Genomic DNA, 21067 nt, shown 5'->3' with positions numbered 1-21067 from the left:
ATGGTTGATCGAGTTCTTCTGGGTGATGACGGGGCTGGAAATTTTGTGTTCAAGGTTTCCCGTCCGAGTTTTGATGTGAATGTGGCTGAAGGCGCAGAATTAGCTTTTGATGCATCATTCAACAATCAGATCAAAGTGCATATGAAGGTGTCCTTTTTGGGCAACAATTCTGTGAGCACTTATGTGCCCTTCAATAAAACATTCATCTTGCCGCCACCGGTTATCTACATGGACAAGCAGAATGCTTATAGTTCCCTCAATCCAAATGAGTGCAAGAGCGGTGCTGCCATTGGGCGGATTGTCGATTATCGGTCTGACTATAATCAGGGCCTGTTTCGCGTGAGCGTGACCACGACGGGAATGGACATAAAGCGAGACGCTTATACGCCCATGTCACTTTTGATCCTAGATGTGGAGCAATGATGTGGTTGTTAGATTAGCACTTGGACACCTTGGTGGCGGGCAATATGGGCTGAAGGTTTCCAAGCCCGGCGTGGATGTATTTGCCGCTGCGGATGACCAGTTGTTTTTATCGACAGGGTTTAAGAGCTTTCAGTTTGCGCATGCCGGTGTAATTGCAGATCCGGGTTCTGTTGGGGCTGAGCGGACGGTTAGTTTCCCTGCGATCGGTATAAAGCCGCGCATTTGGGTCGCCAGTTCCGGCTGGTCGCTGGAGGTTAAGAACGGCACTCTTACCTCGACTGGATTTACCGTCAAAACGACATTCGACCAACGCACGACTTTCGGGTCAGCGCCAAATCTGAACGGCGATATCTATTGGGCTGTGATGAATGAGGAATATGAGTTTTGAGCAAGCGTGTAATTCTGGACCAAAATGGGCTGAAGGTTTCTGCGCCGGGACAAGATGCAGATACTGCGCTTCCCTATCAGCTTCAGTTTGACAGTGACTTTTGCGCGCCGGGGTTGGTTAAACGTGGCACGCGCTATCTGAGTAGCGCTGATTTTCGATATAAGACCATCACGGTGCCTTATGGACGAAGTTTTGCAGTGCCGCCGATGGTGCTGTTAGGGGCTTACAACACCCATATTCAGGGCAGCAATAGTTGGTCAGGTGTAAACTGGGTTCCCGGCCTTGCAGGGGCCATGTTCAAATCGCAGGTGTATAAGCCTTCTGGATCGCTATACACCACCAAGGCTTATGGACAAGTGGTGATTACACCGCGCAATGATCATCTTGAATTTAAAACATGGGCCTTTGAAGATGGGTATGAAGTTAAGCCCGTGACCATTCACTATGCGGTCATGAGCTACACGCTCTAGGCCGAAATACCGACAACCTACACAACAGGTAAATCAAACATGGTTGAAACTTACAATGCTGGCACCGTTGCCGCGGTGCAGGGCAGCAATGCGCTTGTGCTTACGGGCGGGGCCTGGACTGAAAATGTGGTGCGGGCTGGCGATCTGGTTATCATTGATGGCGGCGCGCATATTGACCTGGTGGACGAGGTGACCAGCACCACCGGGCTGAATATGTCCATGGCGTTTGGCCCAGCAAGTGCTTCAGGGCTTTCTTATGTTATTTTGCATGCCTCTTACGAATGGGGCCAGAACCGCACGGTAAATGAACGGATCGCCGCTTATATTGAGGCGTTGGAGAACCCGGTCACCTTTTTAGATGGTGATGGTGCCCCCAGCGCAGGGCTGGGCGATAATCAGAACCTTTATATCGATAATCTGACCGGTGATCTTTATCGCAAATCCAATGACGCCTGGTCGCTGATTGGAAATATGAAAGGGCCAAAGGGCGATAAGGGCGACAAAGGGGACATTGGCGATCAAGGGCCGCAAGGTATTCAAGGGCCGGAAGGACCGCAGGGCATTCAAGGCGAACAGGGGCCGCAGGGGCCAAAAGGTGACCCCGGCGATATGTCTGGTTCGAATAACCTTTCTGAATTGACGGACGCGGGATTGGCGCGGACCAATCTTGAACTGAACAATATCAAAACTTTGCCCAACGGCTTTATCGGCTTTGGTGGCCAAGATGCAGTCGCGGCGTTTGACTTTTACAATGCCGATCTGTGGAATAACCCGATGCGTTTTGGCAATGGATCGCAGTGGCTTGATCTAAAGGTTGGTGTCGGCACGTCACTCTTGCAAACCAATGGGGCGCAGGATCTATCCCTTGGAACGAATGATGTTGAGCGTTTGCGGATAACGGATGTCGGGGATTTGGGCATTGGGACTTCAAGCCCAGCAGCGGCTCTGCATATCAGTAAAACGGGTGATAATGCCGTACGAGTTCAATCTGCTGGTGCCACGTATGGTGAAATAAAAACGTCCGGCGTGTCTGGCCTTGTTGAGCTGATCGCTACAAATGGTTCAAGCTCCGGCATTTTGGCATTTAAAACTGGAGGTAGTGCCACCGAAGCAATGCGCATCGATGCCGATGGCAATATAGGTGTTGGGACTTCGACACCCGCAAGTGGCTCATCCGGGAAGGCTGCACTGGATGTGAATGGCCCAGTTCTTGCGCGTGGTGGCGTAGCCGCCAATCAAACTTTGGCTGGTGGTTTTGACATGTCGGGAAACCAATTGCGAGTGCGGGCCTGGGGTGCAACTGCCGGGACAGGTTCTATAGCTTTCCGAACTGGCGGCGGCGGCGGAAGTGTTGACGCGCACGCCATGAGCATTGAAAACAATGGTGATGTAGGGATTGGTACATTTGATACGAATGGCGCAACAGATGGTGTGCTGTTTGACTCGGCGGGCTCATGGCAGCGCACATCGGTCAATTCCACAAGCACCAGAACTTTGCACGCTTTTCACAACCCAAATGGCCAGATCGGTTCAATCACAACAAATGGCTCTAGCACGGCCTATAACACCAGTTCTGATTACCGCCTCAAAGTTACCTTTGGTGAGATTGAAGACAGCACGGCTCTGGACAAAATTGTCGCGCTGCCCATTTACGATCTGGCCTTCCTTAAAAACCCGCGTGACGAGGCCGACACAACTGTGGATGAAACCAGCCGCCAAATAGGTGCGCTTGCCCATGAGATAGCGCAGCATTTCCCGTGGGCGGTGACCGGTGAAAAAGACGCCGTGGACATTGACGGTGACCCGGTTAGCCAACTGGTGGATTATTCCAAACTGGTCATGTCCGCCTTTTCAGCCATTCAAGAACTTAAACGAAAACAAGACAGCTTTGAGGTGCGTCTGACAGCTTTGGAGAACACATAATGCCCTCTCAAATTACAACAAAAATCATGATCCATGTGGATGAGGCAAACGGCAAACACAAGGTCATTCGTCAGGGTGTTACTCGCGACGAAACCGGCACCTTCCCAGACGCTCCGTTTGAAGAACCGGCCAAGCGTGCCGACATTGAGGCTATTTTGGGGACAGAAGTTGGTTTGAATGCTGAAAGGGTCACCGCCCTGACTGAGGAAGTAGATGCCCTGAATGCGACTGTTCAATCGCAAGCCCTGACCATTCAAGAAAAGCAGAATGAAGTTGACGCGAAGGCAGCGCAAATCCAACAGCTTCAACAACAACTGGCAAACAAGGGGGCAGCGGGAACCATCAGCGCGACCGATTTGCGCTTGAAGCTATTGGAAATCGGTTTTGACAATACCCGCATTGAGGAGGTTTTTGCCTCAGTGGAGGCCGATGATCCTGCCGAAGCTGAGCGGGTGAGGATTATTTGGGAATACAACACATGGTATCGCCGCAGTGATCCCTTGGTTGATCTGTGGGCTGGCTATGCCGGACTTACCAGTGAGCAGGTGGACACCCTTTTTGGCCTAACTCCGCCTGCCGAATAGTTGCTGGCTAAACCAACCTGACCACACCGCCGCAAGGCGGTTTTTTTATATCTGAAATCGGAGAAATGATATGGAAACCTCAATCGGTGGGCGTGCCTATATGCGCGGCCACGAAGGTGAAGTGCTGACCTGTTATCTGGATCCAGCTGGCGTGCCTACTATTGGCACCGGCGCGACATTGCGATCGCGTGTGGCTTATGAGTTTTTTGGGGGCAAGTTGATCCCTGGCGTCACCAAGATCACCAAGGCACAATCTGACAAGTTGTTTCGCGCCATGCTGAAGGAAGAGTATGAGCCGCCTGTCCGCGACGGGATGCCAGGCGCAAATCAGCATGAGTTCGATGCCGGTGTTGATTGCTGCTACAATATGGGGCCGCGATCGCTGAATTGGAATTGGGCGAAGCTATGGCGCGCGGGCAAGAAAACCCAAGCTGCCACATATCTGGCTACCCATTACCACAAGGCAAATGGCAAGGTGCTGGCCGGATTGGTGCGCCGCCGCCGCGAAACTGCACAAATCTTGTTGCATGGTATCTATCCCGCTCATGTGATGGGTGAGGGCGTGCCACGCAAACGCAAACACAATGCGCCAGATCAACCTGATCCAGTTGTCAAAGAGGCACAGCAGATCCTCACCAAACGTGGCTTTAACCCCGGCGCGATCGATGGCTGGATGGGGCAACGCACCAAATCCGCCGTGCTGGCTTATCAAGAGGCGCACCCACACCTTGTGAATGATGGCATTTTGGGGCCAGCCACCCTCGCGCAATTGCGCCGCGATGCGCAGGCCGCTGGCCAGATTGTCAAAGACACCGCCTCAAAAGGTGCTGGTGGCGGCTTGTTTGCCGGTGTGGCCGCTTTCTTTAGTGGCCTGCCCTGGGGCTGGATTGTGGCCTGGATTGTTCTGGCCGTGTTTGTGTGGGCGGCGTGGCGCTATCGCGATGTATTTATTCGCCGCTTCAACTCCATGCGGAATAAGGTGGTGACGGTCTAATGCAGTTCTTCAAACTTATTGCGGACTTTGTGACCGGCCTGCTGGGTGGCGGGCTGGGCAAACAGGCCATTAAGGCGCTGAGCCAGGCGCACAAAGATCGTCTCAATGCACAAAATGAGCAACAGCGCATTGCGGCTGATCTGGCTGTTGAATTTTGGGAGGGACGTGTGACCCTCCTAACCAAGGCAGCTGAAGAGGGTACCGAGCGACAAAAGTGGAAAATGAACCACAAGGTGTTTTGGTTCATTCTTTCATTGGCGGTTGGACCGGGATTGGGCACCTACTTGCTACTGTCGGTTTATAACGTGCTCTGGTGGGAGCATGGTATCTGGCCGCAGCCTTGGAGTATTGCAGCCTTTCCACCGCCCTATGACATTTATCTCAAAATGTCGATGGAGTGGATTTTTGATCCTGTAAAGCTAGGGACCAGCGCAACGGTTGCGACAGTTGCTGGCTACATTACCGGTGGCCGTAAATAATCTCAGGCGCGCCTTTGAGTGCGCCTTTTTCTTGCTCATTTCTGGATAATTTTAATGCTGGATCATCTTTGGACCGTGTTGGCCGCTAAGTCTTCCACTATCGTCGCCGCTTCAGTCGGAGCTGTAATTTCCATCTTGCTTAATCTGCGCGATCATTCGTTCTTGACCGCAACGATCAGTCTGATCGCTGGCGTGTTTGTCGCCTATGTTGCCACAGAACCTGTGATTGTTCTGTTTGGCCTCAATGAGACTGCAGGCAACGCTGTGGCAGGCGCGTTAGGCGTTGCCGGACGCAATCTGATTATCTGGCTGCGCGAAAGCTCAAAGGATCCCGTTTCTATTGTGTTGCGGTTGGTGGGACGGAAGCCACCGGAGGGGAAATGACAGGTGGATAGGCTTCTGGACGATCATCAAGTTTTTGAAAAGCAATCCACGCTTGTGTCGCTGATGAAACTACAAGTAGGAACGCGAAAACTACCGATGCAATAGCGGCATAAACCGAGGATTTTGCTATTTTCTCTTGGCGTTCGGTGATCGTTTCTTTGATTTCATCTTGTTGGTATCGCGTAGCACTTAACCAAGCAATGGCGACCAGCTTTTGCACCATTTTTGATGTGTCGCCCTTAACATACACTTGAATTCTGGCTGCTTTCGTTGACTCTGACATCAACAAGCTCGTTACAACGTCAGGATGCAGCTGATTAAGCTCATTGACTTGGTCAGCTATGTTTTCTGGCAAGCCTCCAGTGATACGTGACTTTACGTCTTCAATCGAAATCATTCATCAATCTCCATTTGACGGAGTAAGCGGCGCGCCAACGCCGCCTAACCGGGACAAAGATTTAGGCAATCTACCCGGCCCAATGTCAAGTCAGCCTTAAACATCGGCTCCGCCTTCGCCAGCTGGCGTCGATATGTCTAAGGCAAATATCTAAATGAATAATCAATATCAAATGGTTCGCCCTGTCAGCACACCTGCGCCTTATATGGGTGGCAAGCGTTTGCTGGCCTCAAAGATAGTGGACCGTATCAATCGGGTTGATCATGTTCTCTATGCAGAAGTTTTTGTGGGCATGGGCGGGGTGTTTTTTAAACGCAATCACCGCCCCGCTGCAGAAGTGATCAACGACAAAAGTGGCGAGGTGGTGAACCTTTTTCGGGTGTTACAGCGCCATTATGTGAGCTTTATGCAGTTTTTGCAGTTTCAGCTCACTTCAAGGAAAGAATTTGAACGCCTTTCGGCAACGGATCCACAAACCCTAACAGATTTAGAGCGCGCTGCGCGGTTCTTGTATCTTCAGCGCACCTCGTACGGTGGTAAAGTTACGGGGCGTGGTTTTGGAGTTGATCCGGGTCGGCCAGCTCGGTTTGATGTGAGCAAGTTAAGCCCGATGCTTGAAGAGATTTTTGAACGGTTGGCAGGTGTCATCATTGAAAACCTAGATTGGGCGGAGTTTGTTGAGCGCTATGATCGGCCAGACACTTTGTTTTATCTGGATCCGCCCTATTGGGGCTGTGAGGATGATTATGGCAAAGAGCTTTTTGCTCGATCCGAGTTTGAAAAGATCAGCAACGCTATGTCGAATATGGCTGCCAAAGCTATTGTCTCGCTAAATGACACTGAAGGTGTACGGAATGCCTTTGCCAGCCATCGGTTAGAAAGTTTTGAACTCAAATACACGATTGGGCATGCAACCGGTCGCACGACAGACGCAAAAGAGGTGTTGATCTATAACTTTGATCTACCCGAAGAGCGAAATCTGTTTTCTCTTTAGCGGATGGCAATTCAGCGGGTCGAGGTTTGCATCTCTACCCGCTGAATTCTAATTGTTCTATTTTTGTTCTCATGGTATTTGGGAGGTATGGTAGGTGAAATTAAGACGATTTTGGATGCAGTTTGCAAGCATATGGATATTTGGGCAGTCTGCTCAAATATCGAATGTCGCTATGCACGGATTTTGGATCTGCGAAAGATGGCGCACTATGTAGGCGCGCATCACCCGCTTGTCCCACGACGGGGGGAACTGCATTTTAGCGAAAGGCTGCGCTGCCCAAAGTGCCGACACCGGGGATCCTTCCTTTGGGCAAATTTTCAACGTCCATCAGAACTGGTGATCAACAATTACTCTTTTGTAGTGAAGGAACTGGACGGCAACAAACACGTCAGCACCCTAATTTTTGCACGGGACTCTGGTACCGCCAGGACCGCATTTGAAGCAATGGTGAAAGAAAGGCCAAAGGCGCGCCTTTCACTGCAGCATGGCGCCAGGGTGATAGAAGAGAATTATTGATCTATGCGGGCGGCTTGATTGCTGACCGTTCTGCGCTCCAAACTGTGGTACAAACTGGGGTACATATTGCGGTACATTTTGGAGCGCACTTGAGCTAACCGGTTGAAACTTTTACCGCGAAAAACAGGTGTTATTCCCTTCACCCGCTCCATTTCCCAGCCAATTCACTTTTTCCTTACTCAAGACTGTTAGCTTGAACGCCAAGATATAGGCAGGCACATGTCGAGCAATTTATTCGGGCATAATACGAAATATAATTTTGGTGATTTGAAAGTGTTGATCGTCGATGACAATCAGCACATGCACAATATTCTGCGCGACATGCTGTTGGGCATGCGCATTAAGAAAATCCGCCATGCGCTTTCGGCAAAAGAGGGCCTGCAAATGGCCGAGAGTGAACTCCCCGACATCATGATTGTGGATTTGTTGATGAAGCCGGTCAGCGGATTTGAGATGATCAAAAAGGTCCGCAACCACGATGATGAGGCCATCCGCGATTTGGCCGTTTTGGTGCTCACGTCCTATTCAACAGTGGAACATGTGCGCCAGGCGCGGGACAGTGGCGCCAACGAGGTTTTGTGCAAACCCGTTTCCGTGGCAGGCCTGTTTGATCGGTTCACCTATATGCGGGATCATCCGCGCCAATTTGTGAAAACCAGTGATTATACGGGGCCAGATCGTCGCCGAACATTGCGCGGTTTTGATGGGGAAGATCGGCGCAAAAACCCGGAGGGCACCAATATCGCTGACGATGGCAAGGGTGAGGCGATACAAACCCCGCACAATCCCGAGATGACAAAACAAAAGGAGGCGCAAGCACATGAGTGAGGGCAAGAAGCCAAGTTCCACGCCGCGCCTTAAGGCCGATCATGAGGTTGAGTTTTACACCCCGCGCAATCGACTGGCGGAGGTCATAAGGCCGAATACCGGGCATACATTGAAAGAAATGGAGTTTGCCGCAGAGCAACGCATTCGCAAGTTGGGCGAAAACTATCCCGATATTGTCAAACAGGCGGTGGCGTCGATGAAGGCCGATCTGGCGGCGCGCAAGCCGTTCAAGGAACGGTTGGAAGATATTTTTATGCGCGCTCACGATCTGAAAGGGCAGGCCGCCACTTTCAATTATCAGCTGGTGGGTGAGGTCGGCAAAAGCCTTTGTGCGGCCATTCGTGCTGTGCCCGATCTGCTGGAAAAAGAGCAAGACATTCTGGAATTACATATCAATGCCATCAGCTGGGCGCTGCAGCATGAGCATGATGATAAAGTGAAACTGCAAAAAAGCGAGCTGATCAACTCGCTGCACGAGTCGATTAAAAAGGGGCAATAACGCCGCATCTGGCACCCTTGTGCACTAGCCGCCAATCAGGCCCAGCTTGTTGTTCAGCTCAAAGATGGCCAGCTGGTAAAGCCCTTCCAGCGGCAGCGTATAGCCGCTTTCTTTTTCGCGCATCCGCACCCGGGCCCAAATCGCATCATCGCGTACGGCATCCAGAAAATCATGACCGTGCCAGGTCAGCGAGTGGGGATACCATGGCGCAGATTTGTCAAATCCGCGGCCTTCAACGGCATGGATCAAATTGCCTTCATGCATCAGGCGCACATGCTGAAAAACGGTCACGTCATTATAGTCATCATGGGGCAGATCGATGGTGCCGGGTTCATCATCCACCGAATTTTCAATCGCAATCAATATCTTGCGCACCAAGTCCATATCCCGCTTCATAAGCCACCTTTTTGCCACTTATCTAAATATAAGCATACGAGCAGATAGCATGTCGCGCCTTGTTTTGGATCAAGTGGGGCAGAGCTTGGCGTGTGGCGGCCCCGGACATGATCCGGGGGCGCCCTCATCAGAGTTTGTGGTGCCGGTCGCTATTGCGTTGGCATCAGGAAGATTTCATTCACAGCACAGCGTGGATCAGCGTCAAGCGCGTGGAAGACGGCATTGGCAATGTCTTCTGGCTGCAATTTGTCGGGCTTTGGTTCATCAAAGAATGGCGTGTCCACCATGCCCGGCGCGATCACCGTGCAGCGGCCGCCAAATTCTTTCATTTCTTCCGAAAGGTTGCCGCCATAGCCATGAACAAACCATTTGGAGGCGCCATAAACTGAACCGGCAATATGCCGACGACCAGCGGCGGACCCTGTCAGCAGCAAATGGCCCTTGCGTGCCTTCAAATGCGGCATGGCGGCCTTCACCGTCCACAGCACCCCGAGTATGTTCACATTGACCATATTTGCCCATTCGTCTGGATCACCCGCATCGGTGCCGGGGGCAGAAAGTCCTGTGCCTGCGTTGGCGTAAACCGCATCAATGCCGCCAACCTTGCTGGCAAAACCGTCCATGGCTGCTTTCACGCTGTCAAAGTCGGTCACATCGCCGGGCAATGCGGTCGCCTTATCGCCGAGTTCCTCAACAAGCGCATTGAGCTTTTCTTCAGACCGAGCAAACAGGCCCACTTGCCAGCCTTTTTCAACTGCCAACCGTGCGGTGGCCGCGCCGATGCCGCTTGATGCACCTGTGATCAAAATTGTCTTCGTGCTCATGAGAAACTCCTTCGGTTAAATACCAGCTTTAAGCACAACGCATGCGCGCGGCTTTGGTTTCGTACGTAGCGGCCAGCCAAAAAGATCGTTTATCGGCCATGGCTGCGGTCATAGCCATTGGCGGGCGGTTCGTTCCATGCGGCCAGTACGCCTTGAGGTGTTTCAAACACTTCCACCAACAGCGGATAGCATGCGGCCTGGTCCGAGGAATGCTCGGCAGAGCAATCGCCGCCCGGGCAGGTTGATAAGGCACCCAGCAACGGAACTTCGGCGAAAAACTCAAGGAAGTCGCCGGGCCGAACTGGGCTGGCCTTCATAAAATATTGTCCAGTGTCGCGGGTGAATCCGGTGCACATAAAAACATTGAGCACATCATGCACATGCGTCTCAGCTTCGTGCAGCGGCAATCCGGTCGCATCTGCCAATGCGCGCGTCAGGTTTGAATGGCAGCAATGGTGATAGTGCCCGCCCGACAGCAAATTGTGCGTATAGGGATCGCAGCGAGTGCCAATCACATCATGCACCGATCCTCCAAACTCATCCTTGCCATACCAGTCCAGCGTGTCTTGAACGATTGTGGCCATCGGGCGCAGCGCTGGAAAGCTCGACCACAACCGTTGGCCGGTGGTGACATGGGTGCCGTGTAGGGCGCGGGTCTTGCCTGAATAAAAACGCTCGGTCAAATCGTCGGCATGCCACAAATTTAGATCGCCAACTTGCGGGCCTTCGACGGAGGTGATGCGAAAAAATCCGCCTGCTGGCACGTTAAATGTAGCCGCATCTCGCGGCGGCACAACCACTTCATCGATCTTTTTCGCCTGCGCCCGAAATCCTTCATAAGCCGTCATATCGGGTTGTGGCAGGGCGTCCACCGGGTAACAAATGACAGGTTTAACGGCGCGTCGCGCTTCGGCATCGATAGGCTTTTTCATATTCACTCTCAAGGCTTTGGCCAATTGGCCACAACTGGTCGTTGGGTGCGGGCCAAGATCGCTTTTTCTGGCCCGCCAATCAAGTGCTGCCCCTTTTAATTTGCCGTTCGAACCTTCAGGTTTCGATCCGGGAATAATGTGCAAAATTGTTATTTAACAAAATGTGACGCAGATCAATGCACACCCTTTGGGAACGTTTAACATTGGGGGGTGAAACGAAGTAGAGGCACGGATCGAATGCAGCAGCTTTTGCTGCGATAAAATTGGAACAGTCTGTGCACGCGAACACAAAAAGGAGCATGCATATGTTCAATAGGATCATGACACCCGTGGACTTGGCCCATGTCGACAAGCTGGAGCGCGCGCTAGACTGCGCTGCGGATTTGGCCAAGCATTATGGCTTGCCCATCACCTATGTCGGGGTCACCTCGAGCGCACCCGGCGCGCTTGGCCACAACCCAAAGGAATTCAGTCAGAAACTGCAAAGTTTTGTGGATGGGGAGATCGATAAGCGCGGCATTGAGGCCACGGCCCACACCGCCATGGCAAATGACCCGGCCACAGAAATCGATAATGCCCTGATACACGCGATTGACGACACAGGCGCCGATCTTGTTGTGATGGCGAGCCATCTGCCCGGGGCCGTGGAATATATCTGGCCATCCAATGGCGGCAAGATCGCACAACATGCGAAATGCTCCGTCATGCTGGTGCGTCCTTAGCGGCGGCAAGCCGATCATCTTCCTAATGCGAACCCAGTTTCTCGCGCAGGAAGTCAATCATAACGCGCACCTTTTGCGGCAGATATGCGCGTGAAGGGTAGAGTGCAAACGCGGCCGTATCAAATTCAGTGGCCGTGGATTCATAGTTGGGGAACAGATCAACCAAACGGCCCTCAGCAAGGTCTGATGCCACAAGCCAATCTGCCATCAGCGCCGGGCCATAGCCGGCCAAGGCGGCACGCCGCAAAGACAAGGCGTTGGCAATAACAAGATGGCCTGAAACATTCACCTCAAAAGCCGCATTCTCCTGGGTTTTGAACCGCCAATGGGTCCGATATTCCGGCAGCGCAAAGCGCAAACATTGGTGGCGAACGGGGTCTTGAGACCCCTTCAAATCTTCATTGTGCGCCAAATAATGCGGAGACGCACAAACGCGGTAGCGCGTATTCATCAGGCGGGTGCTGATCAAATCGGCCGTTGGGGCAGGGACCAGCCGAATGGCCAGGTCAATGGCCTCCGCCGCAACATGTTCCAGCAGAGGGCGCCGCTCTTGGCTCAATCAGTCGGGCAAAGCCAGGTTTTGTGACGCGGTAAACCCTTGATCCACCGAACCAATCAGGCGATAATGTTGCCAAAGACAGGCCATTCGGCAGGTCAGAATATACCCCGCCGCACTGTCGGCGCGAATAATTCGGGAGACAGGCATGAGCGGGTTGATGGCACTGCTGGATGATGTGGCGGCGCTGGCTAAATTGGCCGCAGCGTCAGTGGATGATGTGACGGCGCAGGCCGTCAAGGCAGGCTCCAAAGCCGCCGGCGCGGTGATTGATGATGCCGCCGTCACCCCCAAATATATGCAGGGTTTTTCCCCGGCGCGCGAATTGCCCATGGTGGCCAAAATCGCCCGCGCCTCGCTGATCAACAAGCTGGTGTTCCTGTTGCCCGCCGGGCTGGCCCTATCGGCCTTTGCGCCATGGATGATTCCGCCTTTGCTGATGCTGGGCGGCGGCTATTTGTGCTTTGAAGGCGCGGAAAAAATCGCGCATTTCTTGGGGTTTGGCAAAGGTCATGGCGGCCCGGACGGCAGCCACGCCGAAGGCGATGCCGCACATCTGGAAAAAGAAAAGGTGGCTGGCGCCATCAAAACCGATTTTATCCTCTCGGCCGAAATCATGACCATCGCCCTGGCCGCCATTCCGGAAAGCGCCTTGTGGATGGAAGCCGCCACTTTGGCCATGGTCGCCATCGGCATCACCGTGCTGGTTTATGGCGCCGTGGCGCTGATCGTGAAAGCCGACGATGTTGGCCTCTATCTGGCCGAAAAGGGCCGCCTGAGCGCCACCCGCGCCCTCGGTCGCGGCATTGTTTACGGCATGCCCAAATTCATGACTCTATTGATGGTCGTCGGCACCGCCGCCATGCTCTGGGTCGGCGGCTCGATCATCTTGCACGCGCTCGACCAAATGGGTTTCTCCGCCCCCTATGATTGGATTCACCACATCGCCGTAAACGCCGCCCACGCCATCGGCACCTGGCAAGGCGCCATAGAATGGACCGTCACCGCGGGCCTAGACGGCATCTTCGGCCTCACCCTCGGCATCATCCTGATCCCCATCGGCGTAAAAATCATCAAACCCCTCTGGACTCGCTTCGCCCCAAAGCCCGTCGGTGCACCGGAATAGGTCATCACCCAACTTCATACGGTTCGACCGTGCTTTGAGCCATGGTCAAAGGTTTGCCTTCTTTCCAAAGTGCAATCTCACATTCCATATGATCTGGGTCGGTGAAGCTGAGGACCTTGATCATCCCGAAATCGCGAACCTGTCCTGTCGTCGCCCCGGCTTCAAATAAACGGCGGCGCGCCGTCTCGAAGTCCTCCGCGTCAACAAAATCAAGCGCAAAATGATCGATATGTCCACGTTGGAAAATATCGGGCAGCCCTTCGGCATGCGCGTCCTGCGTCGGCAATTCGAAGGGATGCAGGCAGAAGCCGCCGCCAACGTCAATCATGACGTGCCGAAGGTCACCCTCAAGCTCACCAAATCGCAACTCAGCATCGAATATACGGGTGTAGAATTCCACGAACCGATCAAGATCCTTGGTCAGCATCGTGACGTGATTGCATCCATCGCTAAGAGGCATGGCTCCATTCCAATTTAGTCAATTTGCCTGACTAAATATAATCATGTTACCTGACTATATATCAAGTGAGTCGCCCAAATCGCCAAAGCCCACCGAGCTTGAACGCCTTCAAGCCGAGGGCATTCGCGCATTCCGAACCGATCGTCCCCGTAACCCACCTTTGATCTTTTCGATAAAGCCAATCGTGGCATGGATCGAAACCCGGCTTATCGAATTGCTGCGTGAGGTGTTCCCGGAGGCGCGCGCGGCATTTAATCCGGTTTTCATCCATTTGCCAGCCGACGGGTGCCGCCTTACCGAACTCGCGGCCAAGGCGGATATGACAAAGCAGGCGATGAGCGAAATTGTTGAGGAGTTGATTGATCTGGGCTACCTCGCCCGCTTCCCCGACCCAAGCGACAAGCGCGCAAAAATCATCCTGCGCACAGATGCCGGGCTCGAGCTGCACCAACACGCACTCACCGCCTTCAGCCGCATTGAGACAGAACTAGCCGAAATGTTTGGGCCCCCAACAATGGGTAACTTGCGCAAGGCCGCCATGGAAGGCGCCGCAGCAATTCAAAAACCCACCTGACACAATCATAAGCCCGCTCATGGTCGTCAACACCGTCGCCACGCTCTGGGTCGGCGGCTCGATCATCCCTGCACGCCCTCGACCAAATGGGCTTCTCCGCCCCCGTGAGGGCCACCCGCCCGACGCAAGCGTAAAAGCGATCAAGAGCGGGGCGGAATCATATGGCAAAACACCAATACTCTCCCACGTCATCCTCGGGCTTGCCCCGGGGATCCAGTTTGGCAAAACTCAAAAACGATCAACCCCTGCGGATAAATCTACACCGCAGCCCCTGGCTTTGCGTATGCGTTTTTCCCAGCACGTTGTGATCGAAGAGGAAAACCGGGGCGAGTTGGGGTTCGCTGTTTCAGGATTATCCCATTCTTAATGAGTTCGCCTCAACTTCTAGATACTGGATATTTTAAAAGTAGGCTGGAACGGAATGTCTAAATATGTTGGATGCAATGGCTGTAAAGATGCGAACGCTGACCAATTTGTGGTGCCGTTTACGATGGCCTTTCAGCCCATCGTTGACCTGGCCAAAAAACGTGTTTGGGGATATGAGTCTCTGGTTCGTGGCCAAAACGGAGAAAGTGCTTTCGATGTTCTCAGCCAAGTCACAGATGAGAACAGATACGCATTTGATCAAGCGTGTCGTGTAAAAGCCATCGAGCTGGCTGGTGAGAAGATGCCTTCACGGTCAAATGCGATGCTTTCGATCAACTTCTTACCCAACGCGGTTTATGAGCCCAAGGCGTGCATCCGCGCCACCTTAGCAGCCTCGGCGAAGGCAAATTTCAGTCCACGACGCCTGATGTTCGAGTTTACCGAGCAAGAGGAAATGCGGGACACCGACCATGTTCAGCATATTGTGACAGAATATCGCAAAATGGGGTTCACGACCGCGATTGACGACTTTGGATCAGGGTTCTCAGGTCTCGGTCTTTTGGCACGCTTTCAAACTGATATTATCAAAATCGATATGGACTTGGTCCGAAATATTGACAAGTCACCCAGTCGGCAAGCCATTGTTCAAGGGATCATGACAATGAGTAATCTCATGCGCTTCAACGTGCTCGCCGAGGGTGTGGAAACGGAAGCAGAAACCCGCACTTTGCACAAATTGGGCATCGATCTATTTCAAGGCTATTTCTTTGCTAAGCCCGCGGTCGAGACTTTTGCATGTGAAGCTGACTTGCCAGTCCTCACAGATGGCTTTGCTATTCCGTGAAACTTATCGTGACATATCGACATCAGCAAAGCAGATCTGCTTGTCATGCTGGGGCCAGTCATACGGCGCGAGCGCCCATAAAGCTCTGGGGATCCAGTTCAGCACAACTCAAGGCCAAAGCCGTAAACGATTTGCCCAACTGAAAGTCCAACCTGGATTCCCGCCTGTGCGGGAATGACGAACGTATCGGCGGTGCGATAACCGAACTGGGTAAGTGTTGGTGGCGCCCATCAAACCCACCACCCCGGACTTGTTCCGGGGGCCACACAAACAGCGCCCATGGCAGTGCCTAAGCCCCAAACACCACCGTCATTGCAAGACTTGATCTTGCAATCCATTTCACTTGTCTTCTTGGCACCAGAGATGAGAAGGCCGAACAAGCCTGCCGCTTGGCCAATCGCAAATGGACCCCAAGATCAAGTCTTGGGGTGACGGGGGGAGACATTTTGACTGCACAATTAGGTGGTGTTGGAGCCATTTGGCACAACGCCGACACCCCGCACACGTCATCCTCGGGCTTGACCCGGGGATCTAGACAAATATAGCTCAAGGTTTCTTAACCTATGCCTATAAACGTTCCACTTCCTTTGAAAGTATTTCCAACAAATTTGGAGTTGCCTACTGTAATACCTGCCTTGGAGTCTCCATGTATGTTAAGACCTATTGGTCGAAGGTCTAAGTATTCGATGTCAACGACCTCGCCATCTAGCTCACTGAGATCGAGTATTTTTTCGGAGCCCAGTGTCACACGAATTTTCCCGTCGATATCAGCAACTTCTATGTCTGGGTGAGAGGACTTTGAATCTTCAACGAAGGTGAGTTCGCCACCGGATTTGAGCTTAGTTTTTAACCAAATGTTAGGTGGAGTTCCCTTGGCAATTTGAAGTGGTATGGTTCCTGAAATATCAAACAGATTGGCACCACCTACGATTTTATTTCCACACAAGATAATAGTATCATAAGGCTCAATGGAATTCGCTATGCTATTCTCTTGTCTTTCCTTGTTTTTACTCATGGCCGTGTTCCGTCGAATTCCACTCCGGGCTGATAGATGATGGGTTTCTAAAGAACTCTTCTATCTTACTAATCGTGTTTTTTCGTTTGTTATTTAAGAAAACCCTGCCAAACAACCATATGCAAAGTGGTAGGATGAATAGCCCTGCCAAAATCCACCATTCATATTTTGAAAATGAATTGAGACCTTCGTTGTTTAGTTTAACCAGTACCGTCACCGTGTAAGATAGGGTCACGCCAATAGAGCCAACGATTAGATCTCGGATTGGAGAAGCTGGATTGACAATCCGCTCAAATTCTAGCTCTGGAAGTGGGTACTTAACTACATACCCGAGAATTACCCCTTCTTGCGAGATATGGACCTCGTTGGTAAGTGTTTGGTATTCAGTATTGCTCACTGAATTGCAGCCTCAAACTTTGGTTCCCGGGAGTACCTTGCAGCATTAAATTAGGCTACAGCCAGCGATGGATTTCGTCGCTCGTATATAGCCAATGGTTTCCTTGCAGAGTCTAGAGTACAGTAGAAAGGGTAGTCAACTCCGAAGCCATTTCGGTTGAACTCCAAGCACATGACATATTCTTTTGCAATCTAACGTTATGTTATTACCCCCCCCCAACAAAAAAGCCGCCTCGCGGCGGCTTCCTCATTCTCTCAAAACACTTAGGTCAGATCATCAATGCTGGTGATCACCTTGCCCAGCAGGCCATAGTCGATGGCCTCTTTGGTGTTCAGCCAGAAATCGCGGTTGGTGTCTTCGGCGATCTTTTCTTTGGTTTGGCCCGTGGCTTCAGCAAACAAAATGTCGAACCGTTCGCGCATTTGCTTGATTTGCTCGGCCTGAATTTGGATGTCCGACACTTTGCCGCCCACGCCGCCGCTTGGTTGGTGCAGCAGGAAGCGGGTGTTGGGGAGGCACATCCGGTTTTCCTTTTTCGCGCCCACGAAAATCAAGGCGCCCGCGCTGGCCACCCAGCCGCTGCCGATGGTGCGCACGGTGGGTTTGATGAATTTGATGATGTCATGCACCATGTCGCCACTTTCAACATGGCCACCAGGTGAGCTGATAAACACATTGATCGGATCATCTGATTGATCGGCAAGCGCCAACAACCGACCAGAAGCTTCGCGCGCGAGCTTGTCGTTGATTTCGCCTGTGATCAAAACCGTGCGGTTTTTAAACAGGATTTTCTCAACGGTTGGGTCGTTCTTGTTGTCTTGTTTGTCTTCGTTCTCATTTGCCATAGCTAAAATCTGTCCTTGCCGTTCGAAGTGCATCTTGGCTTTTGTAATTCATGATTCGGCTAAATCTAACGTAAAATTGTGTTCAGCCAAACAATTCCATTTGCCATTGTTAATGGGGCATGATCTCTTACGTGATATTGGTTGCACCAATGTTCAAGGGGAGACAAATGCCAGTTATCAATCGTGTTGCTGAATTTCATAAAGAACTGACCGAAATCCGGCAAGACATTCATGCCCATCCCGAGCTGGGCTTTAACGAACATCGCACCGCAGCGCTGGTGGCGGAAAAACTCAAAAGCTATGGCGTGGATGAAATTGTCACCGGCATTGGCAAAACCGGCGTGGTGGCGGTGATCAAAGGGCGCGAGAACAATTCCGGCAAAACCATCGGCCTGCGCGCCGATATGGATGCGCTGCCCATCACCGAAATTTTAAACCACGACTATAAGTCACAAAATCAAGGCGTGATGCATGCCTGTGGCCATGATGGTCACACCACCATTTTGCTCGGCGCCGCGAAATATCTGGCCGAAACCCGCAATTTTGACGGCACCGCCGTGATGATTTTTCAGCCCGCGGAAGAAGGCGGCGGCGGCGGCAATGAAATGGTCAAAGATGGGATGATGGAGCGCTTCGGCATTGATGAAGTCTATGGCCTGCACAATTCCCCCGGCACCGATGTGAACCATATTGAGGCCCGCACCGGCCCACTTATGGCGGCCGCGGATTTCTTTGAGATTGATATTATCGGCAAGGGCGCCCACGCGGCACATCCTGACCACGGCATTGACCCGATCATTGTCGGCACCGATTTGGTGCAAGCCTTTCAGCGCATCGTGTCGCGCAATGTCGACCCGCTGAAATCCATCGTGGTGTCCGTCACCACCTTCCATTGCGGCACTGCGGACAATGTGATTGAGCAAACCGCCAAACTCTCCGGCACCGTGCGCACCCTCGATATGGAAGTGCGCGACTATGCAGAAAAGCGGATGCAGGAAATCTGCAACGGCATCGCCCAATTGCACGGCGCCAAGGTCAATCTGAATTACCAAAAGGAATATCCGGTCACCATCAACCATCCGGCGCAAACCCAGTTCGCGCTGGACGTGGCCAAAAAAGTGGTGGGCGAAGATCGGGTGAAAGACGATATTGAGCCAGTGATGGGCGCGGAGGATTTCTCCTTCATGCTCTTGGCCCGGCCCGGTGCCTATGTGTTTTTGGGGCAGGGCGACACGCCAAATTGTCACCACCCGGAATATGATTTTAACGACGAAATCATCCCAACCGGCTCCAGCTTTATGATCAAGCTGATCGAAGAGGGCATGCCTCTTTCCTAAGTCCCTTTAAAAGGGAAGTGGGCGCAAGCGGGAAACTTGCGCCCACGGGTTCGCCCTGAATTAGACCATCTCTTCTTCATCCAAAGCTACATCGTCCTCGCGAAATTCGAATGCAGTTGGTCCGGAAGGTCTTTCGGGCGCGCGCACCAATGTGGTGGGGGTCGGTGCGCGGTTCAACACAAGCTGGGTCACGTCTGGGCGCGCGTAATGGCCAGCGGGGTCGGCAGCGGCCTTGGCGAGGGAAATCAGACTAAGGTCCAGCTCCGCCACCACAATGCCTTCTTCAGTGGGCGGCAAGGGCGCGCTGATCAATTGCCCATCTGGCGCGAAGATGGAAGAGCTGCCGCCACCCACGGGCAGTAAATCCTTTTGCATCTCATCAAGGCCAAGCGCGTCCTGTATCCCGCTGGTCATCACAGAGGTGGCCGCAATCACAAAACATTGCCCTTCCATGGCATAGGTACGCGAAAGCGACATATTGGCTTCCGGCCCTAAGGCAAAGGCTTTGCCTTCATAAAGCGACAGGGTGGGCCACGCGGCGGCATGCACCTGCTCGTTCATCGAGTAGAGCGCATATTTAGACAGCGGTTGCATATGCTCCCAGCAGCAAAGCGCGCCCAAATTGCCCGCATCTTCGGTGCGGTGCACATCAAGATCCACCCCGCTGCCTTCGCCAAACACAGCCCGCTCCACATGGGTGGCTTTTAGCTTGCGGCGGTTGGCAATCACCACGCCATCTGGCCCGATAATGCTTTGGGCAATGTAAATACTGCCTTCAAACTTTTCGGCAAAGCCCAGCACCACATACATGTTGTGGGCCCGCGCCGCGGCGCAAATGGCTTGGTGATGTTCGTCGCCAACTTCCATGGCATTGTCATGATAAGCTTGCACAAATTGCATGCCCCAGGCCTGCGGGCCAAGCCATGCCCAATAGGGATAGCCGGGGATCCATGTTTCTGGAAACACCAGCACTTTCACGCCTTTTTCGCTGGCCTCCTCAATCAGCTCAATGGTGCGGCGCACCCCGCCTTCAAGGTCATGTACAACAGAGGCAGCCTGCACCGCCCCTGCGATATATTTTGGATGAGAACGTCCCATATTTCCTCCCGATCTCCTTGGTTGTTATTCGGCAAATTGTGAGCGGGTCACAATGTCCACAAAGTTTGGCGCGCGATAATGCTCCACACAGCGGTGGCCCACATGCTCCAAAAAGGTGGTGACAGTGGCGCGTGGGTTGCGCTGCACCACATGGCCCAATGTTTCGATAATGGCTTTCTTGAACCCAAGGCGCGGATAGAGGTCCACAATCTGATCGATCTGTTTCGCCTCAAGCGCGTCATAGGGGAACATGCCCACATCCAACCCGGCACCAAACTGCACCAGCGCCACTTCCGGGGCCATAAACTGCGGCACATCATGTGTGGAGTGCAGGGCAATGGCCTGCCAGATGACATCGATCTTCTTGTCGTCATAGCCGCGTTCAGACAAAAAATTCTTGGCGGCGTTGGCGCTGTCCACTTCAAAACGATGGCCATTTTCAAATTGGTCAACAAAGGCAAGGTCATGCATTACCGCGCCCAAAAACAGCATCTCCGCATCAAAGCTTTTGCTTTGCTTTTGCCCGATGGCCGCCCCAAACGCGTAAGAACGCATCAAGTGATTGTACAAAAAGGCGGGCGAAACCTCTTTCACCAAATCATGGGCAGCCACGCAAATATCAGAATCGGGCCACGTAATGTCGGGGGCGGATTGAAGGGCGGACATGGTTCAACTTGCTCCTTTGTTTAAATTTGT

28 protein-coding genes are annotated in these 21067 nt (G+C 52.6%); 17 read left to right on the top strand and 11 right to left on the bottom strand.

Annotation, left to right across the window (positions count from 1 at the left end):
* The 8 genes from G549_RS0103290 (at window position 1) to G549_RS0103255 (ending at window position 5645) form a co-directional block, all read left to right on the top strand.
* Window positions 1-423: a hypothetical protein gene (locus G549_RS0103290; RefSeq protein ID WP_156905462.1), complete on the top strand. Its 423-nt coding sequence runs from the start codon at window positions 1-3 to the stop codon at window positions 421-423.
* 1 nt (window position 424) lies between these two features.
* Window positions 425-811, top strand: a complete 387-nt coding sequence (locus G549_RS0103285) for a hypothetical protein (protein ID WP_156905461.1) — start codon at window positions 425-427, stop codon at window positions 809-811.
* Complete coding sequence (locus G549_RS0103280) at window positions 808-1281, top strand: hypothetical protein (RefSeq protein ID WP_027833820.1); 474 nt, start codon at window positions 808-810, stop codon at window positions 1279-1281. Before G549_RS0103285 ends, G549_RS0103280 begins: the two co-directional genes overlap by 4 nt.
* A gap of 39 nt (window positions 1282-1320) precedes the next feature.
* Window positions 1321-3204 carry a tail fiber domain-containing protein gene (locus G549_RS22085; protein WP_027833819.1) on the top strand — a complete coding sequence of 628 codons (1884 nt, stop codon included), beginning with the start codon at window positions 1321-1323 and terminating at the stop codon, window positions 3202-3204.
* A complete protein-coding gene (locus G549_RS0103270; RefSeq protein WP_027833818.1) occupies window positions 3204-3788 on the top strand; it encodes a hypothetical protein in 585 nt (194 codons plus the stop codon). The genes G549_RS22085 and G549_RS0103270 overlap by 1 nt, the downstream gene beginning before the upstream one ends.
* Before the next feature lie 70 nt (window positions 3789-3858).
* Window positions 3859-4782, top strand: a complete 924-nt coding sequence (locus tag G549_RS0103265) for a glycoside hydrolase family protein (RefSeq protein ID WP_027833817.1) — start codon at window positions 3859-3861, stop codon at window positions 4780-4782.
* The gene (locus G549_RS0103260) at window positions 4782-5261 is read left to right on the top strand and encodes a hypothetical protein (protein ID WP_027833816.1); all 480 of its coding nucleotides are present in this window, start codon (window positions 4782-4784) and stop codon (window positions 5259-5261) included. The genes G549_RS0103265 and G549_RS0103260 overlap by 1 nt, the downstream gene beginning before the upstream one ends.
* Window positions 5262-5315: 54 nt before the next feature.
* Entirely contained in the window at window positions 5316-5645 is a 330-nt protein-coding gene (locus tag G549_RS0103255; RefSeq protein ID WP_027833815.1) for a hypothetical protein, read from the top strand.
* On the opposite strand, the gene G549_RS18855 is transcribed toward G549_RS0103255, so the two are convergent.
* Entirely contained in the window at window positions 5599-6042 is a 444-nt protein-coding gene (locus G549_RS18855) for a hypothetical protein (protein ID WP_036220912.1), read from the bottom strand. The genes G549_RS0103255 and G549_RS18855 overlap by 47 nt on opposite strands.
* A gap of 154 nt (window positions 6043-6196) precedes the next feature.
* On the opposite strand from G549_RS18855, the gene G549_RS0103250 reads away from it, so the two are divergent.
* The 4 genes from G549_RS0103250 (at window position 6197) to G549_RS21150 (ending at window position 8879) form a co-directional block, all read left to right on the top strand.
* Window positions 6197-7036, top strand: a complete 840-nt coding sequence (locus tag G549_RS0103250; RefSeq protein ID WP_027833814.1) for a DNA adenine methylase — start codon at window positions 6197-6199, stop codon at window positions 7034-7036.
* Window positions 7037-7168: 132 nt separating this feature from the next.
* Entirely contained in the window at window positions 7169-7552 is a 384-nt protein-coding gene (locus tag G549_RS21900) for a hypothetical protein (protein ID WP_169449599.1), read from the top strand.
* 219 nt (window positions 7553-7771) lie between these two features.
* Window positions 7772-8380, top strand: a complete 609-nt coding sequence (locus G549_RS18850; RefSeq protein ID WP_051213281.1) for a response regulator transcription factor — start codon at window positions 7772-7774, stop codon at window positions 8378-8380.
* Window positions 8373-8879, top strand: coding sequence for a hypothetical protein (locus G549_RS21150; RefSeq protein WP_027833812.1), 507 nt, complete (start codon window positions 8373-8375; stop codon window positions 8877-8879). The genes G549_RS18850 and G549_RS21150 overlap by 8 nt, the downstream gene beginning before the upstream one ends.
* A 24-nt stretch (window positions 8880-8903) precedes the next feature.
* Here the strand turns inward: G549_RS21150 and G549_RS18840 are convergent, their stop codons facing one another.
* The 3 genes from G549_RS18840 to G549_RS0103220 form a co-directional block, all read right to left on the bottom strand.
* Window positions 8904-9275 (bottom strand): DUF2513 domain-containing protein, encoded by a 372-nt coding sequence (locus G549_RS18840; RefSeq protein ID WP_084633925.1) that lies wholly within the window; start codon window positions 9273-9275, stop codon window positions 8904-8906.
* A 149-nt stretch (window positions 9276-9424) separates the two neighbouring features.
* Window positions 9425-10099, bottom strand: a complete 675-nt coding sequence (locus tag G549_RS0103225) for an SDR family oxidoreductase (protein ID WP_027833811.1) — start codon at window positions 10097-10099, stop codon at window positions 9425-9427.
* A gap of 89 nt (window positions 10100-10188) precedes the next feature.
* Window positions 10189-11031, bottom strand: a complete 843-nt coding sequence (locus G549_RS0103220) for an urea carboxylase-associated family protein (RefSeq protein WP_027833810.1) — start codon at window positions 11029-11031, stop codon at window positions 10189-10191.
* A gap of 305 nt (window positions 11032-11336) precedes the next feature.
* On the opposite strand from G549_RS0103220, the gene G549_RS0103215 reads away from it, so the two are divergent.
* Entirely contained in the window at window positions 11337-11753 is a 417-nt protein-coding gene (locus G549_RS0103215; protein ID WP_027833809.1) for a universal stress protein, read from the top strand.
* Window positions 11754-11775: 22 nt separating this feature from the next.
* Here G549_RS0103215 and G549_RS18835 read toward each other — a convergent pair whose 3' ends face one another.
* A complete protein-coding gene (locus tag G549_RS18835) occupies window positions 11776-12312 on the bottom strand; it encodes a substrate binding domain-containing protein (RefSeq protein ID WP_051213277.1) in 537 nt (178 codons plus the stop codon).
* A 145-nt stretch (window positions 12313-12457) separates the two neighbouring features.
* Between G549_RS18835 and G549_RS0103200 the strand changes: the two genes are divergently transcribed.
* Entirely contained in the window at window positions 12458-13435 is a 978-nt protein-coding gene (locus tag G549_RS0103200) for a DUF808 domain-containing protein (protein WP_027833808.1), read from the top strand.
* A gap of 4 nt (window positions 13436-13439) precedes the next feature.
* On the opposite strand, the gene G549_RS18830 is transcribed toward G549_RS0103200, so the two are convergent.
* The gene (locus G549_RS18830; protein WP_084633924.1) at window positions 13440-13895 is read right to left on the bottom strand and encodes a VOC family protein; all 456 of its coding nucleotides are present in this window, start codon (window positions 13893-13895) and stop codon (window positions 13440-13442) included.
* A 43-nt stretch (window positions 13896-13938) separates the two neighbouring features.
* Between G549_RS18830 and G549_RS21145 the strand changes: the two genes are divergently transcribed.
* Complete coding sequence (locus G549_RS21145; RefSeq protein WP_051213272.1) at window positions 13939-14469, top strand: MarR family winged helix-turn-helix transcriptional regulator; 531 nt, start codon at window positions 13939-13941, stop codon at window positions 14467-14469.
* Between the two features lie 421 nt (window positions 14470-14890).
* On the top strand, window positions 14891-15679 hold the full coding sequence (locus tag G549_RS18820; protein WP_036220909.1) for an EAL domain-containing protein: 789 nt from the start codon (window positions 14891-14893) through the stop codon (window positions 15677-15679).
* A gap of 556 nt (window positions 15680-16235) precedes the next feature.
* Here the strand turns inward: G549_RS18820 and G549_RS18815 are convergent.
* The 3 genes from G549_RS18815 to G549_RS0103165 all read right to left on the bottom strand — a co-directional run bounded on the left by G549_RS18815 (window position 16236) and on the right by G549_RS0103165 (window position 17936).
* On the bottom strand, window positions 16236-16694 hold the full coding sequence (locus tag G549_RS18815; RefSeq protein WP_036220906.1) for a hypothetical protein: 459 nt from the start codon (window positions 16692-16694) through the stop codon (window positions 16236-16238).
* A complete protein-coding gene (locus tag G549_RS0103170; protein WP_027833805.1) occupies window positions 16687-17091 on the bottom strand; it encodes a hypothetical protein in 405 nt (134 codons plus the stop codon). The genes G549_RS18815 and G549_RS0103170 overlap by 8 nt, the downstream gene beginning before the upstream one ends.
* Window positions 17092-17354: 263 nt before the next feature.
* Window positions 17355-17936 carry an ATP-dependent Clp protease proteolytic subunit gene (locus tag G549_RS0103165; protein ID WP_027833804.1) on the bottom strand — a complete coding sequence of 194 codons (582 nt, stop codon included), beginning with the start codon at window positions 17934-17936 and terminating at the stop codon, window positions 17355-17357.
* A gap of 167 nt (window positions 17937-18103) precedes the next feature.
* On the opposite strand from G549_RS0103165, the gene G549_RS0103160 reads away from it, so the two are divergent.
* Window positions 18104-19273 (top strand): M20 aminoacylase family protein, encoded by a 1170-nt coding sequence (locus G549_RS0103160; protein WP_027833803.1) that lies wholly within the window; start codon window positions 18104-18106, stop codon window positions 19271-19273.
* Between the two features lie 60 nt (window positions 19274-19333).
* On the opposite strand, the gene G549_RS18810 is transcribed toward G549_RS0103160, so the two are convergent.
* A complete protein-coding gene (locus G549_RS18810; protein WP_036220904.1) occupies window positions 19334-20371 on the bottom strand; it encodes a carbon-nitrogen hydrolase family protein in 1038 nt (345 codons plus the stop codon).
* A 24-nt stretch (window positions 20372-20395) separates the two neighbouring features.
* Window positions 20396-21037 (bottom strand): HD domain-containing protein, encoded by a 642-nt coding sequence (locus tag G549_RS0103150; protein ID WP_027833802.1) that lies wholly within the window; start codon window positions 21035-21037, stop codon window positions 20396-20398.
* Window positions 21038-21067: the final 30 nt, after the last annotated feature.

Source organism: Maritalea myrionectae DSM 19524 (genome assembly GCF_000423365.1).
In the GTDB taxonomy this organism is placed as follows: Bacteria; Pseudomonadota; Alphaproteobacteria; order Rhizobiales; family Devosiaceae; genus Maritalea; species Maritalea myrionectae.
The sequence above is the reverse complement of the archived record's forward strand: the minus strand, read 5'-3'. Positions and strand labels throughout refer to the sequence as shown.